This is a genomic window from Pseudomonas extremaustralis (genome assembly GCF_900102035.1).
Taxonomy (GTDB): Bacteria; Pseudomonadota; Gammaproteobacteria; order Pseudomonadales; family Pseudomonadaceae; genus Aquipseudomonas; species Aquipseudomonas extremaustralis.
The window spans coordinates 3,148,655-3,165,764 of record NZ_LT629689.1 but is presented as its reverse complement, the minus strand read 5'-3'; the positions used below and the strand labels follow the sequence as shown (position 1 = coordinate 3,165,764).

13 protein-coding genes are annotated in these 17,110 nt (G+C 61.9%); 6 read left to right on the top strand and 7 right to left on the bottom strand.

Going from position 1 to position 17,110, the window contains the following annotated elements; genetic code table 11:
* Window positions 1–9: 9 nt before the first annotated feature.
* From BLR63_RS14460 to BLR63_RS14450, 3 genes are all read right to left on the bottom strand, one after another.
* On the bottom strand, window positions 10–1,188 hold the full coding sequence (locus BLR63_RS14460) for a vWA domain-containing protein (protein WP_010563731.1): 1,179 nt from the start codon (window positions 1,186–1,188) through the stop codon (window positions 10–12).
* Window positions 1,188–2,033, bottom strand: coding sequence for an AAA family ATPase (locus BLR63_RS14455; RefSeq protein ID WP_003210690.1), 846 nt, complete (start codon window positions 2,031–2,033; stop codon window positions 1,188–1,190). The genes BLR63_RS14460 and BLR63_RS14455 overlap by 1 nt, the downstream gene beginning before the upstream one ends.
* A gap of 213 nt (window positions 2,034–2,246) precedes the next feature.
* On the bottom strand, window positions 2,247–3,323 hold the full coding sequence (locus tag BLR63_RS14450) for a DUF748 domain-containing protein (protein WP_010563732.1): 1,077 nt from the start codon (window positions 3,321–3,323) through the stop codon (window positions 2,247–2,249).
* A 126-nt stretch (window positions 3,324–3,449) separates the two neighbouring features.
* Here BLR63_RS14450 and cysK point away from each other — a divergent pair, with 126 nt between their 5' ends.
* Both cysK and BLR63_RS14440 read left to right on the top strand, forming a co-directional pair.
* Window positions 3,450–4,424, top strand: coding sequence for a cysteine synthase A (gene cysK / locus BLR63_RS14445; protein WP_010563733.1), 975 nt, complete (start codon window positions 3,450–3,452; stop codon window positions 4,422–4,424).
* A 143-nt stretch (window positions 4,425–4,567) separates the two neighbouring features.
* Entirely contained in the window at window positions 4,568–5,506 is a 939-nt protein-coding gene (locus BLR63_RS14440; protein ID WP_010563734.1) for an aspartyl/asparaginyl beta-hydroxylase domain-containing protein, read from the top strand.
* Window positions 5,507–5,627: 121 nt separating this feature from the next.
* Here BLR63_RS14440 and acnA read toward each other — a convergent pair whose 3' ends face one another.
* The gene (acnA, locus tag BLR63_RS14435; protein WP_010563735.1) at window positions 5,628–8,369 is read right to left on the bottom strand and encodes an aconitate hydratase AcnA; all 2,742 of its coding nucleotides are present in this window, start codon (window positions 8,367–8,369) and stop codon (window positions 5,628–5,630) included.
* Window positions 8,370–8,565: 196 nt separating this feature from the next.
* Here acnA and rlmM point away from each other — a divergent pair, with 196 nt between their 5' ends.
* A complete protein-coding gene (gene rlmM / locus BLR63_RS14430; RefSeq protein ID WP_010563736.1) occupies window positions 8,566–9,642 on the top strand; it encodes a 23S rRNA (cytidine(2498)-2'-O)-methyltransferase RlmM in 1,077 nt (358 codons plus the stop codon).
* A gap of 27 nt (window positions 9,643–9,669) precedes the next feature.
* On the top strand, window positions 9,670–9,921 hold the full coding sequence (gene tusA / locus BLR63_RS14425; protein WP_010563737.1) for a sulfurtransferase TusA: 252 nt from the start codon (window positions 9,670–9,672) through the stop codon (window positions 9,919–9,921).
* A 5-nt stretch (window positions 9,922–9,926) separates the two neighbouring features.
* Here the strand turns inward: tusA and BLR63_RS14420 are convergent, their stop codons facing one another.
* Window positions 9,927–11,309: an MATE family efflux transporter gene (locus BLR63_RS14420; RefSeq protein WP_010563738.1), complete on the bottom strand. Its 1,383-nt coding sequence runs from the start codon at window positions 11,307–11,309 to the stop codon at window positions 9,927–9,929.
* 140 nt (window positions 11,310–11,449) lie between these two features.
* On the opposite strand from BLR63_RS14420, the gene pdxB reads away from it, so the two are divergent.
* On the top strand, window positions 11,450–12,592 hold the full coding sequence (gene pdxB, locus BLR63_RS14415; RefSeq protein ID WP_010563739.1) for a 4-phosphoerythronate dehydrogenase PdxB: 1,143 nt from the start codon (window positions 11,450–11,452) through the stop codon (window positions 12,590–12,592).
* Window positions 12,593–12,719: 127 nt separating this feature from the next.
* On the opposite strand, the gene BLR63_RS31495 is transcribed toward pdxB, so the two are convergent.
* Window positions 12,720–12,893, bottom strand: a complete 174-nt coding sequence (locus BLR63_RS31495) for a PA1571 family protein (protein ID WP_010563740.1) — start codon at window positions 12,891–12,893, stop codon at window positions 12,720–12,722.
* A 245-nt stretch (window positions 12,894–13,138) separates the two neighbouring features.
* Here BLR63_RS31495 and BLR63_RS14410 point away from each other — a divergent pair, with 245 nt between their 5' ends.
* Window positions 13,139–14,923 carry an ABC transporter ATP-binding protein/permease gene (locus BLR63_RS14410; protein ID WP_162097528.1) on the top strand — a complete coding sequence of 595 codons (1,785 nt, stop codon included), beginning with the start codon at window positions 13,139–13,141 and terminating at the stop codon, window positions 14,921–14,923.
* Between the two features lie 64 nt (window positions 14,924–14,987).
* Here BLR63_RS14410 and BLR63_RS14405 read toward each other — a convergent pair whose 3' ends face one another.
* A complete protein-coding gene (locus BLR63_RS14405) occupies window positions 14,988–16,916 on the bottom strand; it encodes a transglycosylase SLT domain-containing protein (protein ID WP_010563742.1) in 1,929 nt (642 codons plus the stop codon).
* Window positions 16,917–17,110: the final 194 nt, after the last annotated feature.

Sequence of the window (17,110 nt, the reverse complement as noted above, 5' to 3'; positions counted from 1 at the left end):
GAGGGCGGGTTATTTGGAGAGAAAGCGCATGCCTTCTTCCAGCCCGCGCAAGGTCAGCGGATACATCTGGTCCTCGACCAACTCCCGCACGATCCCGGTCGAGGCGGTATAGCCCCAGGTGTCCTTGGGATACGGGTTTATCCAGATCAGCTTCTTGTACTTGGCCATGAAGCGCTGCATCCACACATACCCCGGCTCCTCGTTCCAGTGCTCGACGCTGCCGCCGGCCTGGGTGATCTCATACGGCGCCATCGACGCATCACCGATAAAGATCACTTTGTAGTCGGCTCCGTACTTGTGCAGCAGGTCCTGGGTGGCGGTGCGCTCCGACGTGCGGCGCTGGTTGTTCTTCCACACCGACTCGTACACGAAGTTGTGGAAGTAGAAGTACTCCAGGTGCTTGAACTCGGTCTTGCACGCCGAGAACAGTTCTTCGCAGATCTTCACATGGGCGTCCATCGAGCCGCCGATGTCGAACAGCAACAGCAGCTTGATGGTGTTGCGCCGCTCCGGGCGCATCTGGATGTTCAGCAGCCCGGCATCGCGGGCGGTGTGGTCGATGGTGCCGTCAATGTCCAGCTCTTCGGCCGCGCCCTGGCGCGCGAACTTGCGCAGGCGACGCAGGGCCACCTTGATGTTGCGCGTGCCCAGCTCCACCTGGTCGTCGAGGTTCTTGTACTCGCGCTGGTCCCAGACCTTGACCGCCTTGCCCTGGCGCTTGCCGGCATCGCCGACGCGAATGCCTTCCGGGTTGTAGCCGCCGGAACCGAACGGGCTGGTGCCGCCGGTGCCGATCCACTTATTGCCGCCGGCGTGGCGTTCCTTTTGTTCTTCCAGGCGTTTCTTGAACTCCTCGATGAGTTTGTCGAGGCCGCCGAGGGACTGGATCTGCGCGCGCTCTTCATCCGTCAGCGAACGCTCGAACTCCTTGCGCAGCCAGTCTTCGGGGATCAGCGCCTGCAAGTGGTCGTCGAGCTTTTCCAGGCCGTTGAAATAGGCGCTGAAGGCACGGTCGAACTTGTCGAAATGCCGCTCGTCCTTGACCAGGATCGCCCGGGCCAAGTAGTAGAACTCGTCCATGTCGGCGAAGGTCACGCGCTGTTTCAGGGCGTTGATCAGGTCAAGCAGCTCGCGCACCGACACCGGCACCTTGGCGGCGCGCATTTCATTGAACAGGTTGAGCAACATTATCGATTACCGCGACGGCTCATGAATGCCAGACGTTCCAGTAGCTGCACGTCTTGCTCGTTCTTGACCAAGGCACCGGCCAGGGGCGGGATGGCCTTGGTGGGATCGCGTTCGCGCAGCACCGCTTCGCCGATGTTGTCGGCCATCAGCAGCTTGAGCCAGTCCACCAGTTCGGAGGTGGAAGGTTTTTTCTTCAGGCCCGGCACTTTGCGCACGTCGAAAAACACGTCCAGCGCTTCGCTGACCAGGTCTTTCTTGATGTCGGGGTAGTGCACGTCGACGATTTTTTGCAGGGTGGTGCGGTCGGGGAAGGCTATGTAGTGGAAGAAGCAGCGGCGCAGGAACGCGTCCGGCAGCTCTTTTTCGTTGTTGGAGGTGATGATGATGATCGGGCGTTTCTTGGCCTTGATGGTCTCGTCGATTTCGTAGACGTAGAACTCCATCTTGTCGAGTTCTTGCAGCAAGTCGTTGGGGAACTCGATGTCGGCCTTGTCGATTTCATCGATCAGCAGGATCACCCGCTCCTCGGACTCGAATGCTTCCCAGAGCTTGCCTTTCTTCAGGTAGTTGCGCACGTCGTGCACTTTGTCGACGCCCAGTTGCGAGTCACGCAGGCGGCTGACCGCGTCGTACTCATACAGGCCCTGATGCGCCTTGGTGGTGGACTTGATGTGCCAGGTGATCAGCTTGGCGCCAAAGGATTCGGCCAGTTGCTCGGCGAGCATGGTCTTGCCGGTGCCGGGTTCACCCTTGACCAGCAGCGGACGCTCCAACGTGATGGCGGCGTTGACGGCCAGTTTCAGGTCATCGGTGGCAACGTAGGCCTGGGTGCCTTCGAACTTCATCGGTCATTCCTCGAATTCATCAATGCCGGGACTATACCGCGCAGCCCCGGCGACTGTGAACGCAGACGGGCTATTCAGTCTCTGAATGGCCAGTCAGCGTAGGAGCGAGCTTGCTCGCGAAAAACGTGAGGACGCCGCGTAGAGTCTGGATGTGCGCGTTATCGTTGACGTCTTTCGCGAGCAAGCTCGCTCCTACATTGTTGCTGGGTGGGATCAGCCGGCGCTGGGCTTGGGTTGTTCGTAGCGGGCGTTGAAGGCCTGGATGAAACCGTTGCGCAAAATCGCCAAAAAGGCGGAGAACGCGCTGACATTTTGCTGATGCACGCTGCCGCTGAGTTCGACGCGGGTGGCGAACTGGTTCTTGGACTGGTTTTTCAGCACGGTCTCGCTGGCACCGACCACGGCCTCCCAGATCGAGCGAAAGATGTTCTTGTCCTTGTTTTCCACGTCCTGCTGCCAGTCGAAGACTTCCACATCCCGCAGCAGTGGCTTGATGTAGCCGTGCAATTGGCCGTTTTCCGCCCGGGCTTCGATCACCACATCGCCGGTGCCGGCCTTGAAATCGAATTTGCCGTAGGCCGACGCGAAGTCATTCATGCGCTTGAGTTGCAAATCCTTGGCGCGGAAGCGGAACTCGAAGTTTTCGAAATCGCTCAACGGGTCAAAGGTGGCGCTGGCTTCCAGCGGTGCCTGGCCTTGCAGCAGGGCTTTGCCGTCGAAGCGGGCGTCGCGCTTGCCTTTGACGTCCTCCACGTTGGTCAGGTTATAGAAGCTGGCGTTGACCGAGGTGGCCGTGATGTTCACCGGCGGTTTGGAGCTGAAGTTATGAAAGGCGACCTTGCCGTCTTCGATGCGCACTTCATCCAGGGTGATCGGCAAAAGTTTTCCCAGTTGCGCGCGCCAGTCGGTGCCCTTACCGGTCTGGGACGCCTGCTGGTCGGCGCCGCCGTCGACGAAGTTGACCTCGGGGTTGATAAAGCGCACCCGGGCTACCACCCCATGGTCGTACCACAATGAATGCCAGCTCACCGCCAGGTCTATCAGCGGCGCCTTGACGAACGGTACGGGCACCTTGCCATCGACCTTGACGATCTGCAGGCCATTGATCCGGTAGGCGCCGCGCCACAGGGCCAGGTCCACGTCGGTGACCTGGCCACGGTAGTCGCCCATGTCGGCGAGCTTGTCATTCAGGTAGTTGCGCACCAGGTAGGGCAGGGCGAGGTCGAGGGCGACCAGCACCACCACCAGTCCGGCGACGGTCCATAGCGGCCAGCTGTAGCGACGTTTCATCGGGCAGTTCTCCATGCAGGTAGGCGGTGGACTGCGCTGAGGCATGCAACGTTCCTCTGACTGGACGCGTTGCAACACGAGGCATACCCTTGGGGCCTTCCTGAAAATTGACCAATAGGACCCGCCATGAGCCGCATCTTTGCAGACAACGCGCACTCCATCGGAAACACGCCACTGGTTCAGATCAACCGCGTTGCCCCGCGTGGCGTGACCATTCTGGCCAAGATCGAGGGGCGTAACCCCGGCTATTCGGTGAAGTGCCGCATCGGCGCAAACATGATCTGGGACGCGGAAAGCACCGGCAAACTAAAGCCTGGCATGACCATTGTCGAACCGACGTCGGGCAATACCGGTATCGGCCTGGCGTTTGTCGCCGCTGCCCGTGGCTACAAACTGCTGCTGACGATGCCGGCGTCCATGAGTATCGAACGGCGCAAGGTGCTCAAGGCCCTCGGTGCCGAGCTGGTGCTGACCGAACCGGCCAAAGGCATGAAAGGCGCAATCGACAAGGCCGCTGAAATCCTCGCCAGCGACCCGGCCAGCTATTTCATGCCCGCGCAGTTCGAAAACCCGGCCAACCCGGCGATCCACGAAAAAACCACCGGTCCGGAAATCTGGAACGACACCGATGGCGCCGTGGACGTGCTGGTGGCGGGCGTCGGCACCGGCGGCACCATTACCGGGGTGTCGCGCTATATCAAGAACACCGCGGGCAAACCGATTCTGTCGGTGGCCGTCGAGCCAATGGCGTCGCCGGTGATTACCCAGGCCCTGGCCGGTGAAGAGATCAAGCCCAGCCCGCACAAGATCCAGGGCATCGGTGCCGGTTTCGTGCCGAAGAACCTCGACCTGTCGATGGTCGACCGCGTGGAACTGGTGACCGACGAGGAATCCAAGGCCATGGCCCGGCGCTTGATGCAGGAAGAGGGGATTTTGTGCGGGATTTCCTGCGGGGCAGCGATGGCAGTCGCCGTACGCCTGGCCGAGAAGCCGGAAATGCAGGGCAAGACCATCGTCGTGATCCTACCGGACTCCGGTGAACGCTACCTGTCTAGCATGCTGTTCAGCGATCTGTTTACCGATCAGGAAAACCAGGCCTGAGCGCCACAGGGGTTGATTTGTGTCAGCCGGTCAGCCGGGGCCTTCTGCATAATGGCCCAACTGTTTATCATGCCCGGCTGCTACGTCCGGTCTCCCGTTGCAGGGAGTCTGTTGGCCGGGCGCTTATTTCCAGGAGTTGCTGCATGACCTTTTCTTTGGCCGCCAAGCTGTCGGTGTTGCTGGTGTTTATCGGCAGCACGCTGTACGTGCATCTGCGCGGCAAGGCCCGTTTGCCGATGTTGCGCCAGTTCGTCAACCATTCGGCGTTGTTCGCCCCGTATAACGCCTTGATGTACCTGTTTTCCGCCGTGCCTTCCAAGCCGTACCTGGACCGCAGCAAGTTCCCGGAACTGGATGTGCTCAAGGACAACTGGGAAGTGATCCGCGAAGAGGCCATGCACCTGTTCGACGAGGGTTACATCCGCGCCGCCGAGAAGAACAACGACGCCGGCTTCGGTTCGTTCTTCAAGAAGGGCTGGAAGCGTTTCTACCTCAAGTGGTACGACAAACCGCTGCCGTCGGCCGCGGCGCTGTGCCCCAGGACCGTAGAGCTGGTGAGCAGCATTCCCAACGTCAAGGGCGCGATGTTCGCGCTGTTGCCGGGCGGCAGCCACCTCAACCCGCACCGTGACCCGTTTGCCGGCTCCCTGCGTTATCACTTGGGCCTGTCCACGCCGAACTCCGACGCCTGCCGCATCTTCGTCGATGGCCAGGAATACGCCTGGCACGACGGTGAAGACGTGATGTTCGACGAAACCTACGTGCACTGGGTGAAGAACGAGACAGACACGACCCGGGTGATCCTGTTCTGCGACATCGAGCGTCCGCTGAGCAGTCCGCTGATGACCCGCATCAACCGTTGGGTCAGCGCGCAACTGGGTCGCGCCACCGCGCCGCAGAACCTGGATGACGAACGCGTCGGCGGCATCAACCAGGCCTACGCCTGGAGCAAGTCGTTCAGCGACAAGATCAGCAGTGTGGTCAAACAGTGGAAGCGCAAGCATCCCAAGGCCTACCGCGTTGCACGGCCGGTGCTGGCAGTGGTGGTGCTGGTGCTGTTGTGGAAGTGGCTCTTCGGCTGATCTTCGGTCAAAAATGTGGGAGGGGGCTTGCTCCCGATGGCGATGGGTCAGGTTGAATGTTTGTACCTGATCCACCGCCATCGGGAGCAAGCCCCCTCCCACATTTGATTTACAGCGTCGCCTAAGAGGCGATCAACTGGCGCAGCACATAGTGCAGGATGCCCCCGGACTTGAAGTATTCGACTTCATTGAGGGTATCGATCCGGCACAGCACCTCGACCTTCTCGCGGCTGCCATCCTCGCGGGTGATCACCAGGGTCAGGTTCATGCGCGGCACGATCTCCACAGCGGTCAGACCGAGGATGTCGATCTTCTCCTTGCCGGTGAGCTTGAGCGCCTTGCGGTTCTGATCCAGCTTGAACTGCAACGGCAGTACGCCCATGCCCACCAGGTTGGAGCGGTGAATCCGCTCGAAGCTTTCGGCGATCACTGCCTTGACGCCCAGCAGGTTGGTGCCTTTTGCAGCCCAGTCGCGGCTCGACCCGGTGCCGTATTCCTGGCCGGCGATCACCACCAGCGGTGTGCCCGAGGCCTGGTATTGCATCGCGGCGTCGTAGATCGGCATTTTCTCGCCGGTGGGGATATACAGCGTATTGCCGCCTTCTTCGCCACCGAGCATTTCGTTGCGGATACGGATGTTGGCGAAAGTGCCGCGCATCATCACTTCATGGTTGCCCCTACGCGAGCCATAAGAGTTGAAGTCGCGCGGTTCCACGCCTTGTTCGCGCAGGTAGCGACCGGCGGGGCTGTCGGCCTTGATGTTGCCGGCGGGGGAGATATGGTCGGTGGTCACCGAGTCGCCCAGCAGGGCCAGGACGTTGGCGCCATCGATGTCCTGGATCACCGGCAACGGGCCGGCGATGTCGTCGAAGAACGGCGGGTGCTGGATGTAGGTGGAATCCTTCTGCCACACGTAGGTTGCGGCTTGCGGCACTTCGATGGCTTGCCACTGTGCATCGCCGGCAAACACCTCGGCGTATTCCTTGTGGAACATGCCGGTGCTGACCTGGGCGACCGCGTCGGCAATCTCTTGGCTGCTCGGCCAGATGTCCTTGAGGTAGACCGGATTACCGTGTTGATCGTTGCCCAGCGGTTCGCGGCTGATGTCGATGCGCACCGTGCCGGCCAATGCATACGCCACCACCAGCGGCGGCGAGGCCAGCCAGTTGGTTTTCACCAGTGGATGCACGCGGCCTTCGAAGTTACGGTTGCCGGACAGCACCGAGGCCACCGCAAGGTCGGCCTTCTGGATGGCTTTCTCGATCGGTTCGGGCAACGGGCCGGAGTTGCCGATGCAGGTGGTGCAGCCATAGCCCACCAGGTCGAAGCCGAGTTTGTCCAGGTACTGAGTCAGGCCGGCGGCTTTGTAGTAGTCGGTGACCACTTTGGAGCCGGGCGCCAGGGAGGTCTTGACCCAGGGTTTGCGGGTCAGGCCTTTTTCCACGGCTTTTTTCGCCACCAGCCCGGCGGCCATCATCACGCTGGGGTTGGAGGTGTTGGTGCAGGAGGTGATCGCGGCGATCACCACGGCGCCGTTTTTCAGGCGATAGGTCTGGCCGTCGTACTCGTAGTCGGTTTCGCCCACCAGATCGGCATTGCCCACGGCCACACCGCCGCCGCCTTCACTTTCCAGGCGGCCTTCTTCCTTGTTGGTCGGTTTGAATTGCAGGTCGAGGAAGTCACTGAAGGCCTGGCTGACGTTCGGCAGCGATACACGGTCCTGGGGACGTTTGGGGCCGGCGAGGCTGGCTTCGACGCTGCCCATGTCCAGGGCCAGGCTGTCGGTGAACACCGGCTCCTGACCGGCATTGCGCCACAGGCCCTGGGCCTTGGTGTAGGCCTCGACCAGTTTCACGGTCGCGGCGGGCCGGCCTGACAGGCGCAGGTAGTCCAGCGTCACCTCATCCACCGGGAAAAAGCCGCAGGTGGCGCCGTATTCCGGGGCCATGTTGGCAATGGTGGCGCGGTCCGCCAGGGGCAGGTCGGCCAGGCCGTCGCCGTAGAACTCGACGAATTTGCCGACCACGCCTTTCTTGCGCAGCATTTGGGTGACGGTCAGCACCAGGTCGGTGGCGGTAATGCCTTCTTTCAATTTGCCAGTCAGCTTGAAGCCGATCACTTCTGGAATCAGCATCGACACCGGCTGGCCGAGCATCGCTGCTTCCGCCTCGATCCCGCCCACGCCCCAGCCGAGCACGCCCAGGCCGTTGATCATGGTGGTATGGGAGTCGGTGCCCACCAGGGTGTCGGGGAACGCATAGGTGCGGCCATCTTCGTCTTTGGTCCAGACCGTGCGGCCCAGGTATTCGAGGTTGACCTGGTGACAGATGCCGGTGCCCGGCGGCACTACGCTGAAGTTGTCGAAGGCGCTCTGGCCCCAGCGCAGGAAGGCGTAGCGTTCGCCGTTGCGCTGCATTTCGATGTCGACGTTTTGCTCGAAGGCACTGGTGGTGCCGAACTTGTCGACCATCACCGAGTGGTCGATGACCAGATCCACCGGCGACAGCGGGTTGATGCGCTGCGGATCGCCCCCAGCCTTGGCCACGGCGGCGCGCATGGCGGCGAGGTCGACCACCGCCGGCACACCGGTAAAGTCCTGCATCAGCACGCGGGCGGGGCGGTACTGGATCTCGCGGTCGGAGCGGCGCTCTTTGAGCCAGGCGGCGATGGCCTTGAGGTCGGCGCCGGTGACGGTCTTGTCGTCTTCCCAGCGCAGCAGGTTTTCCAGCAGCACCTTGAGGGACATTGGCAGCTTGTCCAGGTCGCCCAGGCTTTTGGCGGCTTCGGGCAGGCTGAAATAGTGGTAGGTCTTGTCGTCGATTTCTAACGTTTTAAGGGTTCTCAGGCTATCGAGGGATGACATTGACATGACTCCTTATGGTCCGCACGGCTACGGACCTGACGGGACGAACAGAACTAACAAACTAGCGCTGTTTTCAGTAGCTGGCTAATTACTGGACTCTATGGACAGATCCAAGGTTCCGAAGTCAGCTATCATGCGCGCGTTTTCATGACAGACATTGCGATACCGCAAGTCCGTTGCGTCGCCAGGAGAATCGATGAACACCCTTTTTATGCACTGCCGCCCGGGTTTTGAAGGCGAAGTCTGTTCCGAGATCGCGGAACACGCCGCGCGCCTGAACGTTTCCGGCTACGCCAAGGCCAAGACCGGCAGCGCCTGCGCCGAATTTGTCTGCACCGAGGAAGACGGCGCCCAGCGCCTGATGCACGGCCAGCGTTTTGCCGAGCTGATCTTCCCAAGGCAGTGGGCGCGCGGGGTGTTCATCGACCTGCCGGAAACCGACCGCATCAGCGTGATCCTCAATCACCTGCAAGGCTTCCCGGTGTGCGGCAGCCTGTGGCTGGAAATGGTCGACACCAACGACGGCAAGGAACTGTCGAACTTCTGCAAGAAATTCGAAGTGCACCTGCGCAAAGCCCTGATCAACGCCGGCAAGCTGGTGGATGACCCGAGCAAGCCACGCCTTCTGCTGACCTTCAAGAGCGGTCGTGAAGTGTTCATGGGCCTGGCCGAGTCGAATAACTCGGCGATGTGGCCGATGGGCATCCCGCGCCTGAAATTCCCCCGCGACGCGCCCAGCCGCTCGACCCTGAAGCTGGAAGAGGCCTGGCACCACTTCATCCCCCGCGACCAGTGGGACGAGCGCCTGCACGGCGACATGACCGGCGTCGACCTGGGCGCCGCTCCCGGCGGCTGGACCTGGCAACTGGTCAACCGGGGCATGCTGGTGACCGCCATCGACAACGGCCCCATGGCCGAAAGCCTGATGGACACCGGCCTGGTGCAACACCTGATGGCCGACGGCTTCACCTTCGTGCCCAAGCAGCCGGTGGACTGGATGGTGTGCGACATCGTCGAGAAACCGGCGCGCAATGCCGCGCTGTTGGAAACCTGGATCGGCGAGGGCTATTGCCGTGAAGCGGTGGTGAACCTGAAGTTGCCGATGAAACAGCGTTACGCCGAGGTCAAGCGCTTACTCGAGCGTATCGAGGAAGGCTTCAAGGCACGTGGGATCCGGGTGGAAATCGGTTGCAAGCAGCTGTACCACGACCGTGAAGAAGTGACCTGCCACCTGCGTCGGCTGGTGGATGTGAAGAAAACCAAGGCCCGTTAAACTGCGCGTCTGCTTCAGGAGTAATCAATGAGCGATATGACCGACACCGCCGTCGACGGCACCCTTGACGCCACGGGCCTCAACTGCCCGGAGCCGGTAATGATGCTGCACCAGCACATCCGCGACCTGCCGCCTGGCGGCTTGCTCAAGGTCATCGCGACCGACCCGTCGACGCGCCGCGATATCCCCAAGTTCTGCGTTTTCCTGGACCACGAACTGGTGGGGCAGCAGGAGCAGGCCGGCACTTATCTGTACTGGATCCGCAAAAAAGCCGACTGACGCTCCTACCGTTGGCGAATGCGTCGGCGTGCACTGCGCGCCAGGCGCACCAGCAACATCCCCGCCGCACAGCTCAGGCCCACGATCAGCCCTTGCCACAACCCGCTCGGGCCGCTGGGTTCGCCGAGCCAGTCGGTCAACCCCAGGGCATAACCCACCGGCAACCCCACGCCCCAATAGGCGAACAGTGTCAGCACCATGGTGACCCGGGTGTCCTGATAGCCGCGCAACGCACCGGCGGCGGTGACTTGGATCGAATCGGAAAACTGGAACAGCGCGGAGAACACAATCAACGTCGACGCCAGGTGGATAACGATCGGGTCCGAGGTGTAGATCGCCGCAATCTGCTCGCGAAACACCAGCATCAGGCTGCAGGACAGGCAGGCATACGCCAGCGCCGTGCCCATGCCGACCCCGGCGGCGAAGCGTGCCTCACGCGGCTCGCCACGGCCCAGGGCCTGGCCGACGCGCACGGTGACGGCTGTGCTCAGGGAGTAGGGGATCATGAACACCAGGGAACTGACGTTCAGCGCGATCTGATGGCCGGACACCACCATGGCGCCCAAACCGCCGAGCAGCAGCGCGATCACGGCAAAGATGCTCGACTCGGCAAAGATCGCGATGCCGATCGGCAGGCCAATCCCCAATATGCGCTTGATCACCGACCACTGCGGCCAGTCGAAACGCTTGAACAGTTCGCTGCTCTGATACGCCGGGCCCCAGCGGGTCCAGCCGACCAGGCCGAGCATCATCACCCACATCGCGATGGCCGTGGCCCAGCCGCAGCCCACGCCGCCCATGGCCGGCACGCCCAGGTGGCCGTAGATGAAGATGTAGTTCAATGGAATATTCAGCGCCAGCCCGCACAGGCCCATCACCATGCTCGGCCGCGTGCGGCCCAGGCCATCGCTGAAACAGCGCAGCACGTAATACAGCGCGACGGCCGGCATGCCGGCGGCAATGCCATGCAGGTAGCCCATGGACGGTTCGATCAGGGCGGGCTCGACGTTCATGGCATGCAGGATCGGTTCGGCGCAAAGCAGCAGCAATGCCCCGGCGATGCCGACCACCACTGCCAGCCACAAGGACTGGCGCACCAACGGGCCGATCTCGCGGTAGTCGCCTGCACCGTAGCGCTGGGCGACTTTCGGCGTGGTGGCCAGCAAGGTGCCGGTCATCAGCAGGTACACCGGAATCCAGATCGAATTGCCCAGGCCCACCGCCGCCAGGTCCTGAGGGCTGACACGCCCGGCCATCACCGCATCGACGAAGCTCATCGCCGTGGTTGCCAGTTGGCCGATCATGATCGGCAGGGCGAGGGTCATCAGGTTGCGCACTTCACGGCGGACGCGTGCGGGGCGGGTGAGGGCGGCGGTGGCAGTGATCACGTACAGATATCCAGTAGAGCGAAACGCAAGGACGACGGATTCTACGCCTTGACATAACGGTCAGGAAAAAACCTGTGTTAGCGATTTGTAAGCGTGCACCACGATCCCTGTACACTGCGGGTCCGCCAAAGGAGCCTGCCATGCTGATTGTTGCCGACGAAAATATCCCGCTGCTCGATGCATTCTTCCAAGGATTTGGCGAAATTCGCCGGGTGCCCGGCCGTTCCATCGACCGCGCTACGGTCGAGCAGGCCGATGTGCTGCTGGTGCGCTCAGTCACCAACGTCAACCGTGCGCTGCTCACAGGGACGAAGGTGCGCTTTGTCGGTACCTGCACCATCGGCACCGATCACCTGGACCTGGACTACTTCAAACAGGCCGGCATCCAGTGGTCCAGCGCCCCCGGCTGCAATGCACGGGGCGTGGTGGACTACGTACTGGGCAGCCTGCAGACCCTGGCCGAAATCGAAGGCGCCGACCTCGGTGCGCGCACCTACGGCGTGGTCGGCGCCGGTGAAGTGGGCGGCCGGCTGGTCAAGGTGCTCAAGGGCCTGGGCTGGAACGTGCTGGTGTGCGACCCGCCGCGGCAGAGCGCCGAAGGCGGCGATTACGTCAGCCTGGCGCAGATCATCGAGCAATGCGATGTGATCAGCTTGCATACGCCGTTGACCAAGTCCGGCAACGGTTCGACCTGGCACCTGTTCGACCGCGAGCGCCTCAACCGCCTCAAGCCCGGCACCTGGCTGATCAACGCCAGTCGCGGCCCGGTGGTCGATAATGCGGCCCTGCGCGACGTGTTGCTGGCGCGCGAAGACCTGCAAGCCGTGCTGGACGTGTGGGAAGGCGAGCCGGAAGTGGATGTCGACCTGGCCGACCTGTGCGTGCTGGCCACGCCGCATATCGCCGGTTACAGCCTGGACGGCAAACAGCGCGGCACGGCGCAGATCTACCAGGCGTTCTGTGCATATCTGGGGCAGGAGCCGAGCATTCGACTGAGCGACTTGCTGCCGCCGCCGTGGCTCGCCGAAGTGCACTTGAATGCCTCGACCGACCCCGCCTGGGCGCTGGCGACGTTATGCCGCAGCGTATACGACCCGCGCCGGGATGATGCGGATTTCCGCCGCAGCCTCGTGGGAACCGTGCAAGAGCAACGCAAGGCGTTCGACCTGCTGCGCAAGCATTACCCGGAGCGCCGTGAGATCGATGGCTTGAAAGTGCGCGTCAATGGAGAGTCCGCGGCGATATCGGCACTCGTCTCAGCCCTGGGCGCCGAATTACTGTAGGCGCCGGCTGGCCGGTGAAAAAACTTCAGTCGCCGCGTTCATTCTGGTGAACCGCGTCATCGCTGGCAGTCAGCTTCTACAGAAAAAAACCGGCCATCGGGGCCGGTTCTGAAAGAGCTTGGGCGCTTCAGCCTTGCTGCGCAGGCTTGACCAGTCGCTGTTCCAGCTCGCTGCACGCCTGCTGGATCATCTCTTCGGTAATCTGCACTTCGCAGCCGTTTGCATCGATGTATGAGCAAGGCAACGGCTGCGGTTGGCGAATCACTTCAATCTTGGCATTGCTGCTATTTTGCAAGGTCATGGCCTGTCTCCTCATCAGGGTGTGTACCTACTCTAGAACCCCCGCGTGACCGCGCTGTTACAACTCCTTGCACGATCAATGGTTCGAGCCCTCAGTCCACCAGAAACCCACAGCAATTTCCAGTCGGGCGTTAGAACGATAGCCTCTAGGGGCCGGCATCGGCGGGCATAATTAACCTGACTCATTGTTATTTGCCCAAGTTCCCCCAATGTAAGAAGACCGGTACCTCTCTCTTCTTTCTGGTGATGCCCTCCATGTTCTCAGTCCGACAACGCCGCGCCATTCGCCTGGCCAGCCGCTTTATCGCGCCCTACCGCTGGCAGGCGCTGGGCGCCCTGTTGGCGCTGATCGTTACCGCCGGCATCACCTTGTCCATGGGGCAGGGCATTCGCCTGCTGGTGGACCAGGGCTTCATGACCCAGTCACCCCATCTGCTCAACCAGTCCATCGGCCTGTTCATGGTGCTGGTGCTGGGCCTGGCGGTGGGCACGTTTGCGCGCTTTTACCTGGTGTCGTGGATCGGCGAGCGGGTGGTGGCCGATATCCGTCGGCAGGTGTTCAATCACCTGATCTACCTGCATCCCGGCTTCTATGAAAATAATCGCAGCTCGGAAATCCAGTCACGGTTGACCACCGACACCACCTTGTTGCAATCGGTGATCGGCTCGTCGCTGTCGCTATTCCTGCGCAATGCGCTGATGGTCATTGGCGGTATCGTGCTGCTGTTCATCACCAACCCCAAGCTCACCAGCATCGTGGTGATCGCGCTGCCGCTGGTGCTGGCGCCGATCCTGATCTTCGGCCGGCGTGTACGCAGCCTGTCGCGACTGAGCCAGGACCGTATCGCCGATGTCGGCAGCTACGTGTCCGAGACCCTCGGCCAGATCAAGACCGTGCAGGCCTACAACCATCAGGTGCAGGACGAACAACGCTTCGCCGTGACCGTGGAGGAAGCGTTTAGCACCGCACGCAAACGTATCGCCCAGCGCGCCTGGCTGATTACCTTGGTGATCATGCTGGTGCTCGGCGCTGTGGCAGTGATGCTGTGGGTCGGCGGCATGGACGTGATCAGTGGGCGCATCTCCGGCGGCGAACTGGCCGCGTTCGTGTTCTACAGCCTGATCGTCGGCAGCGCCGTCGGCACCCTGAGCGAAGTGCTCGGCGAACTGCAACGCGCTGCCGGCGCGGCGGAACGGATCGGCGAATTGTTGCAGTCGAGCAACGAAATCCATGCACCGACCACGGGCGCCGTGACGTTGCCCGAGCGCGTCAGCGGCCGCATGGAGCTGCAAGACTTGCGCTTTTCCTACCCCTCACGGCCAGACAGTTACGCCATCGACGGTTTGAGCCTGACCATCAACCCTGGCGAAACCCTGGCGTTGGTGGGGCCGTCCGGGGCGGGCAAGTCGACGATTTTCGACCTGTTGCTGCGCTTCTACGACCCCCAGCAAGGCCGCATCCTGCTTGAAGGACACCCGCTGACCGAACTCGATCCCCTCGATCTGCGCCGGCATTTCGCCCTGGTGTCCCAGAGCCCGGCGCTGTTCTTCGGCAGTGTCGAAGAGAACATTCGCTACGGCAACCCGAGCGCCACCCACGAACAGGTCGAAGCCGCCGCCCGCATCGCCCATGCTCACGACTTCATCCTGCAAATGCCCAACGGCTACCAGACCCATCTCGGCGACGCTGGCATGGGCCTCTCCGGTGGCCAACGACAGCGCCTGGCCATCGCTCGTGCGCTCCTGGTGGACGCACCGATCCTACTGCTGGACGAGGCCACCAGCGCCCTCGATGCCCAGAGTGAACACCTGATCCAACAGGCGCTGCCGCAGTTGATGCACGGCCGCACCACGCTGGTCATCGCCCATCGCCTGGCAACGGTGAAGAACGCCGACCGCATTGCGGTGATGGACCAGGGCAAGCTGGTGGCGGTGGGCACGCATCAGCAGTTGATCGCCAGCAACCCGCTGTACGCGCGGTTGGCGGCGTTGCAGTTCAGTGATGGCGTGGAGGAACAGGTAGGGCACTGAAATCGCCGCGTATAAAAAATGCCCGCATCCTTCGATGCGGGCATTTTCGTGTGTGCGTCAGGCTTTATTGATCATCGAAATACCGCTCATGCCAATCCACCAACGGCTGCGGCGAATTGAGCTTCTGCCCGTAGATCACCGAATAAGACAGCACGTTCTGCACGTATTGGCGGGTTTCGTCGAACGGGATGCTCTCCACCCATACGTCGAAACTCAGGTGGTCGGCACCGCGCAACCATTGGCGTACGCGGCCGGGGCCGGCGTTGTAGGCGGCGGAAGCGAGCACGCGGTTGCCGTTGAACTGGCTATGCACTTGACTCAGATAGGCGGCGCCGAGCTGGATGTTTTTGTCCGGGTCGAGCACCTGGGTCGGGGAAGCCAGGGGGATGCTGAATTTGCGCGCGGTGTCCTTGGCGGTGCCGGGCATCAGTTGCATCAGGCCGCTGGCGCCGACGCCGGAGCGCGCGTCGTCCATGAATGCGCTTTCCTGGCGGGTGATGGCGAACACCCAGCTCGAATGCAGGCCGCGGACCTTGGCTTCGCGCACCAGGGTGTCGCGATGGGCCATCGGGAAGCGGATGTCCAGGTCATCCCAGTACTGGGCCTGGCTGATGGTGCGGATCGCCGGGAAGTACCACTTCATGTCATAGGCCAACCGGGCCTGGGCGACCATTTCGTCGCGGTTGAAGTGACGGCTCACGTGGTACCACTCGCGGCGGCCATCCACCACCTGGCCCCGTGCATAAAACTCCAGGGCACGGCGCACGCCAGGGGTATTGCGCACTTTGTTGATCAGCGCCTGGCTCATCAACAGCGGTTTGTTCACCAACTGGTATGGCGCTTTGGAACGGTCAGCGGCGAGGAATCCATAGAAATCCCGCTCCCGCGACAGGTTCTTGTACAGCACCAGGGCTTGCGGATTTGCCGGCTCGGCCAGTTCCAGGCTACGGGCCTGCCAGTAACGCCAGCGGTTGGTAGTGGCCAGGTCCTGCGGGAGTTTGCGCGTAAGTTGGTAGGCATCTTCCCAGCGAGCCAGGCGCAACAGCAGGCGCAGGCGCCATTCGGAAACGGTGTTGTCGCGCAACTCGGGGTCGTACTTGGTCATCACCTCAAGGGCGCGTGGGTCGAAGCGCTTGGCCAGGGTCAGACCGATCTCACGGGCAATCGCGACTTTTTCGTCACGGGAGAAGTGCATGCTGCTGGCATAGCCGTCGAGCATGGCCATTGCCTTGTCGGGGTCCTGGCGTGCCAGGCGGCGAAGGCCCAGGCCCACGGCGTCAGACATCGCCTCGGTGGCCGGCAGGAAGCGCGACGGGTCGCTGAGCATCTCGGGCTTTTGCGCTACGTCCACCATCAGGCGGCCTTGGGCGCCGAGGGTCGGCAGGGTTTTCACCAGGCTGTTGGCCAGCGCGTAGTTGCGGGCTTCGGCGGCGAGCTTGGCGCGGTCCCAGATTCTCTGTTCGGTGAGTTGGCCATCCGCGGCCCACTGCGCGAACGTGGCATCACAGGCCGCCGGTTGGGATTTACCGGTCAGCCAGAGTTTTTCGGTGGTCTTGTAGCCTTCGGCCTTGAGGTTGTGGGTCAGCTGGAATTGGCTATGCAGGCAATCGAGTTCGACGAAATTGAGCTTGGGGTCGTAATACTTTTCAAAGGTCTGCCAGTCGCCACGGTCGGCCAGCCAGCGCAACCAACGCAGCTTCATCCAGTTGGCTTGGGGCAGGTCGCCGTTTTTGGCGAGGAACTGTTCGATTTCCTCGTTGCTGGCGCTCTTCAGGCGGGCGGTCAGTTCGTCGTAAGCCAGATAAGGCGTCAGCGGGTAATCGGCCAGGGCCTGGCTGTATTGCATGTAAGGGCCGGTATCGCCCCTGGCCAGGGCGCGTTTGGCTTCATCGTAATATTGACGTTGAGTAGTGATGTCCACGGCCAGGGCCGATTGAGCGGCGGTGGCAGAAAGAAGCAGACAAGATAAAAAGTTGAAAAGGCGACTGCGCATGAGACGTCCGTGCAAAGAAATCACGACTAGCACCGGCACCGCCGACACTGATTACCACTAGCTTAGCCTTTTGCCAGCGGCCCGCGAAAGCTTTGCTGGGCGGTTCATTGAAGTTCGCCGGAAATGTCCTACAGAACGTCTCGACAGCGAAAATGCTGGCCGCATCCCACCCTCAAGTCAGGTAGAATGCGCGC